Raw genomic sequence first — 19,216 nt, forward strand, 5'->3', positions numbered from 1 at the left:
AACCCTTCACTCCTTCATCTTATGAGTGACAGCCTGTCGATTATTTATACAAATATCCGATCCGCTGGGAATGCCGCTACAAGGTTATCTCATTGAGAACAAAAAAACCGTCCATGGATAATCTCCAAAAACGGTTTGGATTTATGCAAGCATGCTCGATGATATGGTTATGCGACTTTATGATAATCCGAGATATCAACCTCAAGCGGCATTTCGGCTGCGCGCGCTTTTTGGGCTGCTTTAAAGAATACGATGACCAGTATGACACTGATGACAGCACCCGCGATATAAGAAACATTCATGGACTGCCTGAATCCGATCTCCGCGTTCAGAATATACACCGTCGTTGTGTAGAGCATAAACGCACCCGGAATCAGCGCTACCCAGTAATTTTTACGGGCAATGAACAGATACATCGCGCTGACAAACAAAGCAATAACCGCGGTGGCCTGATTGGCCCAGGAGAAGTATCTCCAGAGAATATTGAAATCAATCTGCGTTAAGGCAATGGAAATGACAAACAAAGGAATGGCAATGCTAAGGCGCCGCTTCATGCTGAATTGTGGCAGCTTGATATAATCCGCAATGATCATGCGCGCGCTCCGGAATGCGGTATCCCCCGACGTAATCGGCAGCACGATCACGCCCAGCACAGCCAATGTGCCTATAACGGCACCTAACGTCACCTTCGCGACCTCGCTTACGACAAGACCCGTTCCGCCGGTTGCCAGAAGCTCGTTCAAGCCGTTAGACCCCTGGAACAAACTCATCGCCGCTGCGGCCCATACCATGGCAATAATCCCCTCGGCAATCATCATGCCATAGAAAATTTTACGTCCCTGCTTCTCGGTCTGTGTAGTCCGGGAAATAATCGGTGTCTGGGTAGCATGGAATCCGGATAAGGCACCGCACGTAATCGTCAGAAACAATAGCGGGAAAATCGGCATATGATCCGGATGCAAATTGGCTAATGTCAATTCCGGTATCGGTACCTGCTGTACAATCAGCATCCCGCCGACACCAAGAGATGCTATGAGTAACAGAGCGCCGAATATCGGATAGAAGCGGCCAATGATTTTATCAATGGGCAGCAGTGTAGCCAGAATGTAATAGCCGAAAATAAACAGGGTGATGATCCACAAACTGACTTTGCCGTTCATCAGATTGTGAAGCAGGCTGGCCGGTGAAGTCACAAAGACGGTACCTACCAAGACCAGCAGAAGAATCGCGAAAGCGTTCACAACATGCTTCATCACTTTGCCCAGAAACTTGCCAGCAAGCTCCGGCAGATGCGCGCCGCGGTTGCGGATGGAGATCATACCCGTCAGATAATCATGCACAGCCCCGGCAAAAATACACCCCAGCACAATCCAGATAAAAGCAACCGGTCCATAGAGCGCGCCCATAATGGGTCCGAAGATGGGTCCCACACCGGCTATATTGAGGAGCTGAATCAGCGAGTTTTTGTTCGAGCTCATCGGCAGATAATCAACGCCGTCCTGATTGACATAAGCAGGCGTTGCCCGCTCTTCTTTAACTCCGAACATTTTTTCAATGTATTTTCCATAAGTGAAATATCCAATAACCAGCAGAATGATCGATATGATGAAGGTATACATGCCTTCGCCCCCTTTTCTTGAAATCGCTTACATCGATTATAAGAAATTATCGAGATCAGAGGGCGATTTTGAACTAACATGTCGTCTAGACGCATTAAGATGTTCAAATCTAAGGTTATTATGCACATTAAAGGGCTCTCATGCAGTCTTCATTCACATCATGAGCGTTCCATCCTTAACACATCCACGTTTCATTAAAGCTCCAAAGCCTCTCGAAATGCCTTGGCATAATTACGGCTTACGGCTAGTTTGTCGCTGCACCCCTTCAGCTCAAGCTGGAATGCGCCGTTAAACCAAGGAACCAGGCTTTTGACATAATCAAGATGTACCACATAGCTTTTATGAATCCGGAAGAACGGATACTGCCGAAGCTTCGTTTCCAGCTCCTTGAGTGGCGTTTTAACATGATATTGCTTATCAACTGTGACGATCTTGGAGTATGCATCCTCCCGTGAGATATAAATAATATCTTTCGGGTCTATGAACATAATTTCCCCATCCACATCCAACGACAGCTTGCCCGAAGATTTGGAATGACCGGGTGCTGTCGGGCCTTCCCTTCGTAATGATTGCTCAAGGCGCCTTACCGTCTCCGCCAGTCTTTCTTCGTCTATGGGCTTTAACAAATAGTCCAGCGCTTCGAACCGGAAGGCCTCTACACCGAATTGAGGGTACGCCGTGGCAAACACGATTTTTGGAGGGAGCTTCAACTCGTTCAAGGCTCTTGCCGTTTCAAGCCCGTTCATTAAGGGCATTTCAATATCCAGAAACACGGCTTCCGGCTTCAACTGCATGGTCTTTAACACCGCCTGTTCCCCGGAATCCGCTTCTCCAACGATCTCGAGTGTAGGATGCTGCTTCAGTAAATAGATCAGTTCTTCACGGCTGTAACGTTCATCATCCACGATGAGTGTTCGGATGCGTTCGATCATGTGTAAGAAATCCCTGCCTTCATGAGTAGAGTTATACGTTAGCGGCTGCGGGAATCTGGAATTGAATTTCAGTCCCGACCGCTTCATCACTTTGGATGCTTAATGATGCATGGGGCCCATACATCAAAGCCAATCTTCTGTTCACGTTATACACAGCCATTCCCGTACCCGATGAAGAATCGAGCATTTGGCGCCCCAATAACCGAAGCCGTTCCGGCGTAATCCCCGTTCCGTTGTCCTTGATCGTAACGAATACACCGTTAGCCGGATCACCCTGAATGCGGATAAGTATGACACAATCGTCTGTTTTGTTCCTGAAACCGTGGCGTATGCTGTTCTCTATTAATGGCTGCAAGGTCAGCGGCGGTACAAGCGCCTGCAGCGCGGAATCCTCTACTTCATATTGAATTTGCAGTTTATCCTCGAATCTGGTTTGTTCAATGCTCATATAAGATCGTATATGCTGCAGTTCATCCTGAAGCGTGGCCTTCTCGGCAGTTGCGGCGGTCAAATTCTGGCGGATGTAGTCCGATAGACTCCGCAGCAGCTTTCTTGCCTTCTCCGCATCAATTCGTGTTAGAGAGAGTATTGTGTTTAATGCATTAAACAAAAAGTGCGGATGAATTTGTGCTTGAAGCGTCTTGATCTCAGCTTCTCTGGCAAGTTCCTTGGTTTCCTCCAATTGAGCAGCCTCCAGCTGGTAGCTTAACAACATCGTAAGACCTGACATCAATTCTGTTGTAACATGGGTAATGTCCTTCGGACTTCGAAAATAGAACTTTAGTGTGCCCACGGTCTGACCGCCCTGTTTCAAAGGTCCGATGACAGCGGCTCCCAACGGACAATCCGGCTTCTGGCACTGAATATGCGCTCGATCCGCGATCAGCTGCTCCCCTTGTTCAATGACCCGACGCGTCACTTCCGTCTGCAGCGGACGACCTGCCGCATGATGATCATCCCCCGTTCCGACATGGGCCAGAATCATCCGATCATTCGTAATCGCAATCGCACTGGCATTGACTTCCTCGTAAAGAATCTGGCACACCGCTTCCGCGGATTGCGCATTCATCCCCTGACGCATATACCCAATGGTTCTGCGGGCAATCCGAAGAGAAGCTTGCGCCTGCTGAGCCGCCACCTTCTCCTCTTCATTCAAAACGGATCGGATAATGAGCAGAAACAATGCACAACCGATTCCGTTTGCTACAATCATTGGTACTCCAATATAGCCGACCAAGGACATCGCCTGCTCGAATGGCCTGGACAAAAGCAGGATGATCAGCATCTGAAGGGACTCAGCCAATGCCCCCATTAGAAGCGCAGCTGAGAAACGAACCTGCTCATTCTTTTTATGAAACAGGCTGGCCAGAAGACCTGCTAGTATGGTCGCGAGCCCACAGGCCAAACTCGTAAACCCGCCTAATGTAAAACGGTGAAGTCCTGCAATCAGTCCTGCACCAAGCCCGATTCTATAGCCTCCGAACAATCCGGCCATAACAACACCGACAACTCTTGAATTTGCAATCGCTTCGTCTCCGGAAACTTGCATCATCCATTTGTTGACTTCAAGGGATTCAGTGTTCACCGTAATTCCGGTATACGTCCCGATAATCCCTAAAATCCCGAAGACTAATACGGCCTGAATCTGTTGTACTGACGTCAGCTTGTCCTGACTTATCATCGACCGAAAGAACCTCAACCGGGTTACGATAAATGCAATCGTCACAATAATTCCAATCCGCTCGGTCATTGTAATCAGCAGTTCAAACATGGCGTCACCCCGCAATCTGATTTTGAATCGCTTACTTGTCACGAATAGATTCCTTAAGAAGTTTACCGTAAACCTGGCAATACATACTAAATTATCATGGCAGAGGCTCAAAAAACAACAAAAAAACCTCCCGCTTCAATTCGTTCTAAAGCGGAGGTTGTTAAACGCCATACCATCCTATTCGGTTGAAGGTCTCTCGTTTATATGGATATCACCTGAAGACCGGCTTTCTCCATTCCATGTAAATACGGTCGCTGAACCCTTTTTCCTCTGCATCTATCTCGGATTTGCGTTCAATCTCCCGGAATCCTAATTTCTGATATAACGATAGCGCGACCTGGTTGCTGTCGGTCACTTCCAGAACATAACGCTTGTATGGCAGCTCCTCTTTGACATGCTGCATTAAAGCGGTGGAAACGCCTTTGCCGCGAGCTTTCGTAGTAGTTGCCACACATTCGATATAACCCGTTTCCTCATCATAAGGCAGTGCCGGGTTAAATTCATTCTTCATGACGTTATATGCAAGCTCCCCTGTCTTCTCTCCAAAAGCCTCCTGAAGCGGAGCTAACTCGACCGGCATGGCCCGCTGCCTATGATGGGAACAGGCTAAAATCCCGACAATGACGCCCTGGACCTCAGCCACATAAAACACCTCAGGACTGAACAGACTCCGGAATGCTTTCTTTAACGTGCTTCGATCCTCTGTGAAATAGGACAGTTCGTTATAATACCCATCAACAAACACTTCCGCCACTTCCTCGCGAACGTCTCGTTCATAATCTGCCATTCTTCTAATCGTAATGGAGCACATCATGTTATCCTCCTGTCAAAAATGTAATCTGCGCTTCATATCCTTTCGGAATCCCTTATCTGCAATCAGACACATCCCGCCGAACGTTAGTAAGGCATATACGGCCGTCGCAACGGCTGTCCATAATACGTGCGTCATGCCGACGGCATATAGTAATAAGGGAACAAACCCAAGCAAGATCAGGGTTAACAAGTAACCTGCGAACTCACGCCAACGCATTTTTCTGGTGCAGCATATAACGGTAATCAGAAGGGTTGCCGCCATCATCAGGAACGGAATGACGTAACCGGTCGACCAGTAATTCGTACCCGCTGCCACGTTAAGCCAAAGCAGCATGCCGGACAGCCCGAGCAGCTGTACGACGATTTTACCGCCGAGGTGCGACTTGGACATCAAGGTATGTCTGATGAACAGCCATGCATAGAGCACGCAGGGCATGAGGTACAGACTCCACCATACTTCGTGGTCTCCCAGAATATTGATAAGTAATGATAAGCCGATGACAGACACTGCAATGAAGGTAAGCCACTTGGATAACAGACTGCTCGCACGCTGCTCCTCTACAGCCTCATAGATGGGGTACCAAGAATTTCCTGTTGATGGTGCATCGCCCTTACCATGTAAATTTCTCCGGCATAAGGGACATGCTGCGTGCGCCGGGTCTACGGATACCCCACAGCTCTCGCATCTCATGCGCCCATCCCCCAATCATTGCTGACAATCCTTATATCCAATCCGCTTAGGCTGGCAAGCTGACGAAAAAAGTGCCTGATCACATCGCTCTCAACGATATTCCTGGCAAAGGTGATGGATAGCTGGTCATTGATCGAACTGACGGCACAGTTCATTGGACTCTTGGCCGTAGGATACATCGTGGTTTCCATTGATTCGATATGCGCAGCCATACTCGCTGGGATATCGACTCGGCCCAGATTGGTAAGCGTAAGCGTTTTGGCTTCTTCACCGTAATGGTCGAACCCATAACGAATCGCCAGATCCTTTAATTTCAGCGGCGTGAATCGGGATAACAGGTTCTTCTCATATTTCATACTGCCGGCCATCGCTTGGGTTAGATAAGACTTCGTCGTTTTCTCTTTCATCTGTGCATGCACGATACCTTGTACCTCATCCAATGTCATGCCTTCCTTCATCTGTACGCCAATGTTAATGACCGCAAAAAAGTTTCGCAGGCTGCTCGAAGGAAAGATTTTACGCAGGTTCACCGGCATGCTGATCACAATCGGCCGGTTATCGTTGTTGAAGGGCAACGTCGTCTCATAAACCGCCATAATCAAAATCGCTGTCAGGTAAGCGGTGAGCGTTACTCCCTTCTGCTTGGCCGCCCCATTCAGCCGCGAGGCGTGAATCACGCCGTGGATGACGTTGTGTCCATAAGGCGAGAATCGGGTACCGGGAATTTGCAGGGCCTCCGGCATTCTGGAGTCGGCCGTGGCCGATGTATAATGAGCTTTAAAGCTATCCTGTGCTTCGGCATATCGAGCAAATGAAGCGGGCGGCAAAATCAGACCTTCCTTGTCCTCTACGTTTTCGCCGAGCAGATATAAATACTGGAACACCAAGGTTTTGAGAAACTCTAGTGCCCCACCCCCGTCTGTTAGCGCATGAAAAATCTCCACGCTGATCTTGTTGCCATGATATAAAACCCTCACCAAGCTTCCGCCCTCAGTCGAGAGAGCTGCAGGTGCACAAGGATAGGTGGATTCCGGTTCCACCATCAAACGCGTCTCCTTCTCCCGCAGAAATTTCCAGAACAGGCCATTTCTAAGCTCGACGTTTAATAGAGGGAATCTCTTCATTACGCTATCGAGCGCTTGTTGCAACACCGGTGGCTTCACATCACTTGTCAGCATCATGGATAACCGGTAGGTTGATGAATTTTCCCTTCCTGCAACGGCGGGAAACAGCTTCCCGGCGTGGTCAAGTTTATACCATTCTTCCATCTGTTGCTCTCCTCATTTCTATTAGAACTCCCACTCAGCTGCACTTTTAACAGGCTTATCTTATGTACGTGGCAATGCTACTTTCACTCAAGCTTCAACCGCCGATACCAAGATGGCATGCCCCTCTTCATGTAAAGGCCGCTTATCCGCCATTGAAAATCGCTTCATCAGCGATGAGCGGGTATGTATTAACATCATGGGAACGAGTAATTCCGTTCTTCGATCAATCCGGTTCTTGCCATCCGGGTGCATCACGGATAACAGCATTCGCAGGTAGGACGTGGTCAGCTTCTGGAACAAGTCCGGTTTCATCGCTTGATGCTCAAAACCAAGACCGTGCGTTAATCCACGGTGCAGCAAAGTAATCCCGACCAACGCGCTGACCTCGCTGAACTCGGACCGGTCTTCATATGCACGGCTAATCTGCAGCATGGACTTTCTCGCAAGTCTTGCTATTTTCAGAGCCGCACGATCCGGCCCTTCCGATCGGATTAATTTGAGAATCGTTTCATTGTCCAAATGCAGCTCGCCTACCAGATCTCCATTATGAATGATCGTTGAGTCCTCGCAGACGATGCGCTCTCCTCGATGCTTCTTAATCATGACTGTGCAAATGCCAAAACGCGAGATATGCGAGCTGCGGAACCTGGAAAAGAAGCTGAAGATACGTTCCCACATCATCCAGGAGCTTTGCATGACGGTTTTAAGTAATTTTCGCAGCAGATGGAACACCTCACTATTTTTTAGTTTGAATATGTCATTCCATGATTCTCCAGTAGTCATCCGTTAATTTCATCATAAAGAAGATCTGCACAGGTTCCCACCGTCTCAGGTACAGAGTTGCTCTCGGTCTCAAGACGGAGATGCGGGTCAAAACAGTTGCTGGCTAGTGACTTTGTATGCAAATCAAAACAACCTTTGGTCTGCACCAAAGGTTGCCTGGCCTTAACGCTTATGTCATTAACTCAATAGCCACTCTCTGTCCCAGCGTGCTCCGCTTTCCCTATCAATCCATAATAAAACAAGCGATCGATATCACGAAGCATGGTAGGGCTCGCTTGTGTAATGAATCCCGGTCGTGCCAGAGCCTCCTTAAACACTTGAATATAAAACAATGCCGCTTCTATCGAAATTTCTGGATCAATAAAACCCTCCTGCTTGCCTTGCTCAATCAATTTCACAAAAAAGGGAATCGTTCTCTCCTTGTAAAATGCCTCGATATGCTCTTGAACAGACGGTTCATCGCTGATTTGAATAAGATCCGAGTTGATCTGATCCATGCTATTCATTCGTGCCCCCAGCAACAACTCCAATTTCTCCTGAAAAGGGAGGGGCTTATCCAGCAGCTTCTCATACTCGTTCATGATATTACTCATATAATCGATAAACGTCATCCGGATAAGCTCTTCCTTGCTGCCAAAATAATTATATATGGAGACGGGGGACACGCGGGCGTGTTTGGAGATTTCTGCAATGCTTGTCTTTTCGGCTCCGTATTTCCTGATCAAATCGAAGGTTGCCTTCATAATCTGTTCTTTTTTCTTCACTGTGCGGAGTTGATAACCGTTCATATACTCACCTCTCGGATAAAACTATACGGAATGTTTTGTAATAATGCAATTCATATATTTCAAAAATATCTTGATCATTTCTTCTCGAAGAAATATTATGAAATATATGAATGTTTTTATTACAAATCATACAAAGGAAGTGTGATTATGAACCGTATACCTGGTCCCGACTCTGCCCTTGATTGGAGGATAAATATGTTTCATTTTTTCCGAAGTCCGTTCGCATTTCAGCAAACATTATTTGAACAGTATGGTAAGGTCGCTGCCCTGGGGAAAAGCCACAAGCCTTCATCTGTATTTGCGTTTGGACCCGATCTGAACCGTCAAATCCTATCCAATCCGAACTTTTTCGAGATGAGCACGGCTCTTGTTAAAATACCCAAAGACACCGTAATGGGGGATTTATTCTATCATAATCTTTTACTGATGAGCGGCGAAAAGCACAAACAGCACCGTCGCCTGATCCAGCCCGCCTTTCTGCATGGCCAAATTGAAAAATACGGTCAGGACATGGCATCCATAACGGAGCTATTGGCAGACGAATGGAGAGGACGTACCCGGATTGACATCAACACCGAAATGAAAAAGTTAACGCAGCGCATCGCCCTTAAGACATTATTCGGTGTTCATCATACTGAAATGATGGACTCCATGGGGATGCTGATCAATCGGTTTACGAAGTCTTTTTTGCTTACCACCCTCGCTCCCATTAATCTTCCCTTCACTCCATATCGTCGCTCTCTTCGAATTGCACAACAGCTTAATACTCAAATTCGGTCCATGATCCATGAGAAGCGGCAGGAGTCAGATGCAACGGATGTGCTAGCCGCACTAATTAGAGGACATGATGAGGATGGTTTTGCATTATCGGATGAGGAATTAGTCGGGCATGCATTCTCAATCTATACAGCTGGTCATGAAACCACTGCAAATGCTTTGACTTGGACATTTTTTCTGCTGATACAGCACCCGGACATTTATGCGAACGTAATGGAGGAATTGAACGCCGTGATGGGTGGAAGCCATCCGACTCGGGAGGAACTGAGCCGACTCTCCCTGCTGGACCATGTGGTTAAAGAGAGTCTTCGTTTACTTCCTCCGGCAAGCATCGGCACCCGCATTACGGCTGCGCCTTGTGAATTGGATGGTTATGTCCTTCCGGCGGGAACGAATATCTTTTTTAGCCAATTCATTACCCATCGCCTCCCGGAGCTTTATGAAAGTCCGAATCAATTCAAGCCGCATCGATGGGAGACCATTAAACCTGCCGCATACGAATTCTTACCATTCAGCGCAGGGCCTCATATGTGTATAGGCTGGCACTTCGCCATGCAAGAACTTAAGATTATCCTTGCTGTTCTTCTTCAACGATATCAATTTTCATTAGTCCATAATGCCAAAATCACACCGAATCTGATGATGCGACCCGTTCACGGCATGCCTTTACGTATAACTTTGAAGAACGGCAGATTTGAACGGGTTGATGACGTACGTGGTACCATTCATCGGCTTATCGAATACGGAGTCGATCCTGCTCCCCTTCAAAAATAATAACCTGCCACGTCTCTGACATCGGTTCTAATCGATTTTTTTCGTAATATTAAAAAGTAAGCGCTTCATATTGACGCAAAGTGTATGCTCACAGGATAAGCAAGCCATTGTAACTGCCGTAGAGTCCATTAGGTTTACATCATACTGACAAGGATGTGACTACAAAGATGCTTTCACATTTACGTAGGTGCGGGCTTTTGTTGCTGGCGGCAGTTCTGATTTCTACAATCTGTATCCCGCCTCCCCACGCTAAGGCAGCGGCGTTAATTACTATTGATTCTCATCAGGACGGGCAAACGCTTCAGCCGGGTGTGGCTGAATTATTCGGAACCTACTCCGGCGTGTATGAACTTCAGCTCATCGTTAACGGTGAATTTGTGACGGATGTTCAGATGGATGACCCGAATGGCGATGACAGCGGATCTTGGTCTTACAAGCTGGATACAAGTCAGTTGGACGGTGCAGTCGAAATGGTCCTTAAAGCAAACGATGCGGTTACGCGTTATGGTATCTGGTCCCCTTGGATTCACCTAAATGTCGATAATCCTGCAGCTCATATCCCGGAAGTGCAGATTACCAGCCCAAGCGAGCAAACGTTGCAGCGCAACAAAATGGATATTCACATATCTGCAGCGGGTAAAAATCCGATAGCCCAAGTTGAGCTCCGCATCAACGGAGGCGATTGGCTGCAGGCCCCCCCTGCCAAAAACGGATATAAATATACATTCGATTCGCGTCAATCCCCTCACCAGGTTCACAGTCTGGAGGCAAGAGCAACCGATTCTTACGGCAATACAGGCTATAGCCTAACGGTCTATGCAAGAACAGGGGGGATGCCTCCGACTAACCAAGGCAAGCATCCCGCGACGGTGACAGACGCTGTCTATATGGATCTTGCCAACTCAACTCCCGTTAACGTAATAAATGATGTATACGATCCCTCCGCGACGAATCCTGAAACAGTGACTAGCAACACCTATCACCCGGAACCGCTGCCGGATCAGGATCGTGCGATCTGGATCTGGGAAAATGCCTCCTACCCACTGGTACTTAATCCGAATTCCCGAGCAGCCCTCTCTTCCATGGCAAAGGATACAACCACCTTTAATCAACGTCCGATTACGACACTTTATTTGGCTGTAGGTCAATATAACGGGGCAAAAATGCTGGAGGATCATCGAAGTGAGGTTCAACAATTCATCGAGTGGGCTCATGAACAAGGTTTCTATGTTCAAGCGTTGATCGCCGGCGGCACCTCCCCGCCTTACTTCGGAGCCTATAGTCGATATCAGACTCAAGCCGTTAGGGAATTTGAGCAGATCTTGAATTACAATTTGGCTTCCGGCGAATCGGCTCGCTTTGATGGCGTAAACCTGGATACCGAACCGTATATCCTGCCGGATTTCAAAACAGCAAAGCCATCTGTTCAGATTCAGTACCTGGATATGCTGCAGCTGCTGATGGAACGCAAACAGGCATCGGGCCTCACCTTGTCCGTCGGCGCAGCGATTCCAAGATGGTACGATACTTCTGCGGACGCCAGCAATATCTCTTGGAACGGAAAAACGAAATGGCTGTCTGAGCATATTCAGGACACGGCCGATTATATCTCGATTATGAATTACCGAGATCAGGCTGATGGCAGCGCCGGCATTATCGCACACGCGCTAAACGAGGTGGCCTATGCAAATACGATCGGCAAGCCGAAGTCGGTTGTGATCGGAGTCGAGACGAAAGACATCGCCGATGGCGGAGATCCGGAAACCATCAGCTTCCATGAAGAAGGGCGAACTTATATGGAGCAGGAGTTAAACAAGGTTTATGATGCTTTTCTGAACGATTCAGCGTTTGGAGGCATTGCTCTCCATCACTACTCCTCGATCGTTGATTTTCCAAGCGAATGGGGACCTGGCGGCTACGCATGGCAGCCTCCTGCTGACCATGAACCGCCAAGCACGGTCAGTGGGGCAACAGCGGCCACGTTTGATTTTCAACGGATTAATATAACTTATAATATGGCGATGGACAACACAGCAGTAAATGCATATCGGATCTACCGCGGTACCGAAGCCGACTTTGAGATCGGGCCCGCTACTTACGCCGGAATCTCTAAAGGACTTTCATATAAAGATACCGGGCTGCTGCCGAACACCACATATTATTATAAAATCACAGCGGTCGATATCAGCGGCAATGAAGGAGCTCCCAGCGCGGCTGCCTCAGCAACAACAGCGCCATCCACAATGAAACCGATGGTCATTGATCAGATGGCCATCACCTATTCTGCCGGTATCGCCAGAGTAACCATGCAGATGGTCGATAAGGACACAAGGCTGCCTGTTTCAGCCAAGATCAGCGGACGGTTCACCCATATGGCAGGCAAATATGTCAATGCCGCGACAACTGCGGACGGCGTGTTCCAATCGCAGTCAGAGCTTATCTCCGTATCCCGAGGCGAGATCGGCTTCCTGCCACGGCGCATCATGGCCGACTCCTATTACTGGGCCAGTGCTTATGACCAACTCCCGTACCCGACGGTGATATGGGAGCCTTGAGGCTCAAATATGCAGCGTTTGAGGAATACAGCACTACGCATGCAGATTATGCTTCCGAACCATGTTGCCCCCAGATTTCTTATGATCCTATGACAAGGTTGAAATCCGGGGACAAAGGGGACCGCTTTGCTTCTACAGCATGATTCCGCCTTCTCCGTTGGAGAAAGGAAACCAGACAAAAACCTCTCTATGATAATGAAGGTGTATACCGCCACATATCAAAGAGAGGTTTTCTTGTTTTATAAAAAATCTACTTAAGTTGTACAAATATCATAAGTGTTAAGGCAGCGTGTTCAAGAATGGTTTCACCGTTTTGGCAAGCGTGTAATTCGTGGTCGCATCCCAGTTAATGGACCAAGTCATCGCTCCCCGTATATCAGGGTATTTAGCAACGGGTTTATAACTTCCACAGCTATTGCCAGTTGCCAGACAATTTAGGGCATTATTTACGACGGTTGGAGAAACATATCCGCCTCCAGCTGCTGCTGAGGTAGCAGGCACTCCTAATCCCAATTGGGATGGTGATACCCACTGCAGCGTTAAGTCCGAAAGTGCCGTCAGGAAATCAACCGTGCCTTGGGAATAGCATTTACCGTCACGGCCTAGCATGCATCCAGAATTATAATACTGGACGTTAATTACCGTTGTCATATCCTTCAGATTGTTATAAAGCTGCATATAGGAGGTGTTTGGATTCTGCATGTCTATCGTTTGGGGAGCCATCGTCAGAACAAAGTCATTTCCTACTTTTTGCTTCAGTTGGCGGATCGCATTGGTTAAATTAGGTACATTCATGCCATGCTCCAGATCGATGTCTATCCCATCAAGCCCAAATTGAGTGATGATGCCGTACATGCTGTTTACAAAGTTCATTACATTCGGGGATGGATTATTCAAGTTAATGTTCCCCAATTCCCCTCCAATGGATATGATGACCTTCTTGCCTTGAGCGCGTTTGGCCTGAATATCCGCGATCAGTTCGGCATTCGTGTACCCGCCGAGCGCTGCGGATAGCGCAGGATCTACAGTGAAAGTGACACCACCAGGATTAGCAGGATCCATCTCGGCGAACGCTAACACAATGATGTCGTACTGATCGGGTATATCTCTCACTTTCAACTTGCTCGCACCATTAACAAAGTTCTGCCAGTACCCTGTCAATATATGCTTCGTCGGCTGGGGGCCTCCTGTTCCCTCTGAAGTGGTTGCATTCACGATCGCACTGGCAGGAGAAAGGTTGCCGGCAGCATCCTTAGCAATGACCTTTAAAGAATATGTCGTGTTCGGTGAAAGCCCCGTTATTGTCGCTGTCGTACCGGTAACAGAAATGGCAAGGGATGTGCCTTGGTATACATCATATCCTGTCACGCCTACATTGTCCGTAGAGGCTTGCCAGGATAAAGTAACGCTTGAAGAAGTGACTGCGCTTACAATTACATTCGTAGGCGTTGTCGGGGCTGCAGTATCATTACCTCCACCACCTTGGACAAACTGCCACAATGCAGGCACATTGGGCGGTTCCCATCCGGGTAATGAGGTATGAGCTTGAATAGCTTTGTACGTTTTCCCATCATATGTCACGTTGTCGTTTACGGCATATGACACATTGGGGGCCCAAGCACCCCGATCTGCTGCAGAAACCTCAAGAGGAAAAAAGTTCATCATCATAGACACGACGACCAATAAAGGCAACATCATCACTCTCGATTTGTCCAGCACTCTGAATAAACCCTTCTTCATCCATTAATCCCTCCTCAATAAATAAATTGATCGTTCAGCTTTTAGCCTATCTTGCATAAGACGGCATCACCTCCTTTATCACATACAATTATCTTGTTAATTCTCTAAATCCATATCGATGCATTTTATTTACTCATTTTTGATTCATTTACATAATTCGTAAGTTGATTTATATGTAAAAAATTTACTTTATATGTTAATTATTATCAATAGCTCTGAAGGATCAATTTGTATATGTAAGAAGATTTTCAAACAAGATATCCCCTGGCCTAGGCAACACAAAAAACAACCGTCCTCCTTGAAATGTGTTCAGGAGAACGGCCGCTTCGATCATTGTATGTAATGGTGATACTCACCCAACTCCTGGTGAGGCAGCACTATTTTCAAATTTCAATATCCGCATCAACAAAATATCGCCCACTTACCCCGCCAATCACTTTGTTAAGCTCACTCAGCACCCGTTTCTCTTCGTCAGGATCGGTCCACCAATTGTCCCGTCTCCCAAGAGAGCGATGGTCCGGACACCATATATACTCATACCAAGGGGGCATAAAGGTCCTGAGCATGAGTTGGCATCGGCGCATATGTCCAGGCGCACTGACGAGCAAGAGTCGACGGATTCGTTGTAACCCCAATGCCCGATCAAGCACGGTTAGGGAGGCCATAATGTTTTCCTTCGTATGGTTGGACATCGTTTCAATAAAAATGGATTCTGGCGGAATGCCCATTTTTATGGCTTCATTCCGCATCATAACCGCCTCGGGCTGCTCCCACTCGCCAAATCGGTCTCCACCCGTGAATAATAGATAGGGGGCGCGTCCGTTTGTGTATAATTCAACCGCTTTCCATACCCGGTCCAGGTTTTTTCCGCCAAACACAAAGATACAATCACCAGACTGCGTTCCATCATCAACTTCCGTTTCCGCTCCGAATACCACCGTTGTGATCTGTTCTCTCGTCAATATCTCTGGATTCATCTGTGAGATCAGCAATAAGAACGCCTCCCGTTGTCTCATGTTCATCAAAGCCCAAGCAATGCCTGACGACTTTATATCGATAAAATTGCAATTGCTTTGCAGCGTCTGGAGTCCTCCATGTGAACGGCAACCGAATTCGATAGGAAACTCTATACTTAATCTCTAATCTACAGGTTTAACACGCTTTGCCATGATAATATCCGGTTTTCCTATTCCGTTCGCATCTGGAATAACACCGACGATTGCAAAACCTAACTTATTATAAAAGTTCGCTGGATGATCTAGACTTTCAAAATTGGATAGGTGTGCCGGAGTATCATGATACAAATTCACATTAGATAGACTGGTTTGATTATACTCATCATCCGTGCCCAATATGATGGTTATACCTCCACGTTGGTAGACCTGACGTTCAAAATCGATTACTAACAGCTTGCCAAGGCCTCGTATTCTACTATCTTTTCTAATAACTAACGGATGAAGTTCCCACACATTACCATCATACTGGCTTCTACCCCCAATCCACCCGATAACTTCATCATCCCCATTAACTAATATTCTACTAATAGAATCATCACTAATTGATTCGACAACTTCACGTAAGGCAGATTCTATTGAGGGCCATGCTTCAAAACTCTCATGCAGTAATCTCGCTGTTTGATTTATCTTATCAGTATCCTTTTCTAACAAATCCACTATGATCAATGTAAGTACTCACATCCTTCTTTAGATTTTATAATTACATCTCATTCCATAGTATTATTCAAAAAAAGACGAATCACACGATAAGTCCCATACCTGTACTTCTACATATCGTTCTGGTCCTTGATCCCCGTCTTTATTCCATTCTTGCGGCCAACCATGTTCGTCTACCAATCGGAGGATTTCGTTCTTTAAGTAGACCTTCCCTCTGTAAGGCTTGTCGTCTTTAAAGCGCATCGTGGGAAATAAGTCACCATAAGTAAAACTAATCATCTCGGGATCAACATCATCGAGGGGTATCTTAACTTCCCTCCCTCTCTGATACCACTGCTTAATCCATTCGCAAGGGCCAAGTGTCATGTAATGTGGATATTTATTGGTCGGCCGTCCACCCTTGGCTATAAATAGATCTCTGGCACGCGATTCTAATCCGCGTCGGATTACGATATAATCATCCCCGCGTTGACTCGCAAACATATTTTTATTTTGTTGGAGTCTTCTCTGTACTTGCTTCGCTTCTTCGATAGATAGTGCGGATAGATTTCGAAAGGGACCGGTTGCTGCATCATAATAATGATATAAGAATAATTCCACGGCTTCTTCCTTTCCTCGATTACAGCGATATTATTTCGCTCGTAGATTTAAAACCCACTTATGTTTCTCCGAAGTTTCCGAGGCTTCAAATATTAGCCCGTCCATGGTCAACTTACCCTGATCCCATTTTAATCTGGATACTTGTACTTGTTGATCTGTTGACTGCAAATTTATAGAATGATCTGGAATCTCCAGCTCAATCTCAACATCATTTATAATTCTGACCTTGGATTTATGAGAAGAGATGACGGGAAGTCCACTTCCATAAATCATGTAGAGACCATATTTTTGATTGTTTTCTTCATAAAAATACACCCCAATCCCTCTTGCTTCCCACTCCCGATTTTCAATGGCCGTCCATATTTCATATTCATTCTTCATCCATTGATTAACATGAAATAATAAAAACACGGAAAGGACGACAACAAGGATAAGTAATAATTGTTTTTTCATAGGCTACTCCACATCGATTTCACTCGCGATTCTCTCCTTTTCATCCTCGATGTAGTCGTATACTTTTGAGATCTCTTCTTCGTAGTTCTCTTTAATCTCAAAATAAGGGACATCTGATGCCAAACACTTTTCACGGAATGCATCATGCTCCAGTATATAATCAGTAATGGTTCTTGCTTCAGGATAAGTACGTGTTTCGATTGCATTGCGATGTTGAATGATGTTGGATTGGAAGTTTTGCTGGATGTAGGTGGTTGTGAAACCCAAGAATACCGGTATGATGTGCGCTGAGTAGGATGGCTCGATATCTTGAAGATGGTGAGGCAGGATGTAGCAGCCTTCAATGATTAGATTCTGGTTATTCTCTATGTTCGTCTTGATGATCTCTTTGAGGATCGGCCATAATTTCTCACCGATAACCTCTGTTGAATCCAGGGGGGTGAAACCGCATTTCATATCCGCTCTGTATAAGCCCATTTTTAAATGGTCGATCGAAAGATACGGAGCGTGATACCTCTCGAGCAATTGTTGAGCCATATAGGTCTTACCCGTGCAGCTGTTCCCGCTGATTAATATGATCATATTCGTTACAGTTCTCCTTTAAAGGCATTGGCATTGCTCGTTAGGCAAAAGTCAGCCCCGTAATGGCCAAGATACAGCAGGGATAATTCCTATGCTGCGTGAATGCAGTAGTTAAATCCCTCTATAGTCTCTTGGCATTATTAAATCTATGTATTCCAAATTCCTTAAAATCTGAAGAAACTATTGATTCCCGAAGAGGACATAAATTCGGTGTAAACCTTAATTCAATTCCCTTACTTAAAAGTCTCTCAACCAGTCTATCAACCTTCTCTATACCCACTGGCTTTACGGTTTGATAGGAAATATAATAGCCTGCAGTTTTATCGAAAACTTCAAATCCCTCGTCTTCAAATTGGTACCTGTACAACGTTTGTTGATCGATTCTTGCGTACCAATCATTTTCTACAGTTACGATAATGTCAGCCAACGTGTTGTTAAAAAACAACTCATTGTTTCTCTCACTGATATCCTCTGTTCTTCTACATATAATTCGAGGACAATCCCTTGGAAAGTAATATGAGAATTCATGTTCCGCATCTATTGCCCACACCACTGCCGGAAAGTCCGGTCGGTTCTGTTTTTCACGTGGGATGAAGATTTCAATATCAGCCTCTTCGCTAAAATGAAAAAGCATTCATGCACCTCATTTTATATATGTATTTCAGTAATTTCGTATCCTTGAATCACTTACTAAACCCGTCACAGTTTCACTGACTCAGGTCTTCTGGCAATCCGCCTAGGTACATCTCCATAGCATTTGAATAGGTTTCTAGTGTTTGAATAATGACTGGATGGGGCTGTGCATAATTAATCTCATAATCCTTCTCGCCATATTCTTCTCTAACAGGAAAGGCTAATCTCTCCTTATCTATTGAAAACTGCGCATTAATACCTTCCTTATTTCCTCTTGCGTCTAAACGTATCCACCTGTCATGCTCCCTCAAATACACTGTATTCAAAGCATGCAAACAGTACCCATCCTCGGGTTTATCGAATAGGGTTAACCTTTGATAACAAATGCCTGAAGGTATACCCATTCCTCGCAGTATTCCTGTTAATAAATGAGATTTGGCATAGCATATTCCATGTCTTTTGTTCAATACTTCAGAGGCCTTCCTTGTTACTTCTTCGCTTTTAATATCAAAAGAATGATCAATCTGATCGCGCACAAATTCAAATGTTGCCTGTATTCTTTCGATTTCAGTCTCTTCTGTAAAAGATAAGATCACAGCTTGTATTTGAGCATCAAAATAATCAATATACTCAGATGCCTGTAAATAGGCTTCCAATTGTGCTAACTGCTTCATTATTTCTCCCCCTAGTCGTTATAACAGAAATTTCCAGCCTAACCTTCTTTCGTATTCACGACGTTCAAGAAGCTCACACTTCGTATCGAC

At 46.1% G+C, this 19,216-nt stretch carries 18 protein-coding genes; 2 read left to right on the forward strand and 16 right to left on the reverse strand.

Going from position 1 to position 19,216, the window contains the following annotated elements; translation table 11 throughout:
- Positions 1–167: 167 nt before the first annotated feature.
- The 8 genes from AC0VZ8_RS19385 to AC0VZ8_RS19420 all read right to left on the reverse strand — a co-directional run bounded on the left by AC0VZ8_RS19385 (position 168) and on the right by AC0VZ8_RS19420 (position 8,665).
- Positions 168–1,619, reverse strand: a complete 1,452-nt coding sequence (locus AC0VZ8_RS19385) for a carbon starvation CstA family protein (RefSeq protein WP_071218657.1) — start codon at positions 1,617–1,619, stop codon at positions 168–170.
- Positions 1,620–1,813: 194 nt separating this feature from the next.
- Positions 1,814–2,551, reverse strand: a complete 738-nt coding sequence (locus AC0VZ8_RS19390; RefSeq protein ID WP_260065596.1) for a LytR/AlgR family response regulator transcription factor — start codon at positions 2,549–2,551, stop codon at positions 1,814–1,816.
- 31 nt (positions 2,552–2,582) lie between these two features.
- A complete protein-coding gene (locus AC0VZ8_RS19395) occupies positions 2,583–4,322 on the reverse strand; it encodes a sensor histidine kinase (RefSeq protein ID WP_260065744.1) in 1,740 nt (579 codons plus the stop codon).
- Between the two features lie 211 nt (positions 4,323–4,533).
- On the reverse strand, positions 4,534–5,136 hold the full coding sequence (locus tag AC0VZ8_RS19400) for a GNAT family N-acetyltransferase (protein WP_311200623.1): 603 nt from the start codon (positions 5,134–5,136) through the stop codon (positions 4,534–4,536).
- Positions 5,137–5,148: 12 nt separating this feature from the next.
- Complete coding sequence (locus tag AC0VZ8_RS19405) at positions 5,149–5,826, reverse strand: DUF6320 domain-containing protein (protein ID WP_071218661.1); 678 nt, start codon at positions 5,824–5,826, stop codon at positions 5,149–5,151.
- Positions 5,823–7,094, reverse strand: a complete 1,272-nt coding sequence (locus tag AC0VZ8_RS19410) for an alcohol acetyltransferase (protein WP_475484104.1) — start codon at positions 7,092–7,094, stop codon at positions 5,823–5,825. The genes AC0VZ8_RS19405 and AC0VZ8_RS19410 overlap by 4 nt, the downstream gene beginning before the upstream one ends.
- Positions 7,095–7,181: 87 nt before the next feature.
- Entirely contained in the window at positions 7,182–7,877 is a 696-nt protein-coding gene (locus tag AC0VZ8_RS19415; protein WP_475484105.1) for a YkoP family protein, read from the reverse strand.
- 182 nt (positions 7,878–8,059) lie between these two features.
- Positions 8,060–8,665 carry a TetR/AcrR family transcriptional regulator gene (locus AC0VZ8_RS19420; RefSeq protein ID WP_475484106.1) on the reverse strand — a complete coding sequence of 202 codons (606 nt, stop codon included), beginning with the start codon at positions 8,663–8,665 and terminating at the stop codon, positions 8,060–8,062.
- Between the two features lie 195 nt (positions 8,666–8,860).
- On the opposite strand from AC0VZ8_RS19420, the gene AC0VZ8_RS19425 reads away from it, so the two are divergent.
- Together AC0VZ8_RS19425 and AC0VZ8_RS19430 are read left to right on the forward strand one after the other, a co-directional pair.
- Positions 8,861–10,216 (forward strand): cytochrome P450, encoded by a 1,356-nt coding sequence (locus tag AC0VZ8_RS19425; protein WP_475484107.1) that lies wholly within the window; start codon positions 8,861–8,863, stop codon positions 10,214–10,216.
- A gap of 167 nt (positions 10,217–10,383) precedes the next feature.
- Complete coding sequence (locus AC0VZ8_RS19430) at positions 10,384–12,771, forward strand: Ig-like domain-containing protein (RefSeq protein WP_475484108.1); 2,388 nt, start codon at positions 10,384–10,386, stop codon at positions 12,769–12,771.
- A 279-nt stretch (positions 12,772–13,050) separates the two neighbouring features.
- On the opposite strand, the gene AC0VZ8_RS19435 is transcribed toward AC0VZ8_RS19430, so the two are convergent.
- The 8 genes from AC0VZ8_RS19435 to AC0VZ8_RS19470 form a co-directional block, all read right to left on the reverse strand.
- Complete coding sequence (locus tag AC0VZ8_RS19435) at positions 13,051–14,511, reverse strand: chitinase (protein ID WP_475484109.1); 1,461 nt, start codon at positions 14,509–14,511, stop codon at positions 13,051–13,053.
- A gap of 383 nt (positions 14,512–14,894) precedes the next feature.
- Positions 14,895–15,503 (reverse strand): YdcF family protein, encoded by a 609-nt coding sequence (locus AC0VZ8_RS19440; RefSeq protein WP_260065580.1) that lies wholly within the window; start codon positions 15,501–15,503, stop codon positions 14,895–14,897.
- Between the two features lie 147 nt (positions 15,504–15,650).
- Positions 15,651–16,184 (reverse strand): GNAT family N-acetyltransferase, encoded by a 534-nt coding sequence (locus AC0VZ8_RS19445; RefSeq protein WP_475487718.1) that lies wholly within the window; start codon positions 16,182–16,184, stop codon positions 15,651–15,653.
- Between the two features lie 63 nt (positions 16,185–16,247).
- Entirely contained in the window at positions 16,248–16,784 is a 537-nt protein-coding gene (locus tag AC0VZ8_RS19450) for a hypothetical protein (RefSeq protein ID WP_475484110.1), read from the reverse strand.
- 30 nt (positions 16,785–16,814) lie between these two features.
- The gene (locus tag AC0VZ8_RS19455) at positions 16,815–17,237 is read right to left on the reverse strand and encodes a hypothetical protein (RefSeq protein WP_475484111.1); all 423 of its coding nucleotides are present in this window, start codon (positions 17,235–17,237) and stop codon (positions 16,815–16,817) included.
- 3 nt (positions 17,238–17,240) lie between these two features.
- On the reverse strand, positions 17,241–17,819 hold the full coding sequence (locus tag AC0VZ8_RS19460; protein ID WP_475484112.1) for a P-loop nucleotide/nucleoside kinase family protein: 579 nt from the start codon (positions 17,817–17,819) through the stop codon (positions 17,241–17,243).
- A 121-nt stretch (positions 17,820–17,940) separates the two neighbouring features.
- Positions 17,941–18,453 carry a DUF6886 family protein gene (locus AC0VZ8_RS19465; protein WP_475484113.1) on the reverse strand — a complete coding sequence of 171 codons (513 nt, stop codon included), beginning with the start codon at positions 18,451–18,453 and terminating at the stop codon, positions 17,941–17,943.
- Between the two features lie 73 nt (positions 18,454–18,526).
- Positions 18,527–19,126 carry a transglutaminase-like domain-containing protein gene (locus AC0VZ8_RS19470; protein WP_475484114.1) on the reverse strand — a complete coding sequence of 200 codons (600 nt, stop codon included), beginning with the start codon at positions 19,124–19,126 and terminating at the stop codon, positions 18,527–18,529.
- Between the last annotated feature and the right edge of the window lie 90 nt (positions 19,127–19,216).

This window comes from Paenibacillus sp. QJM3NY_38 (assembly GCF_056173265.1).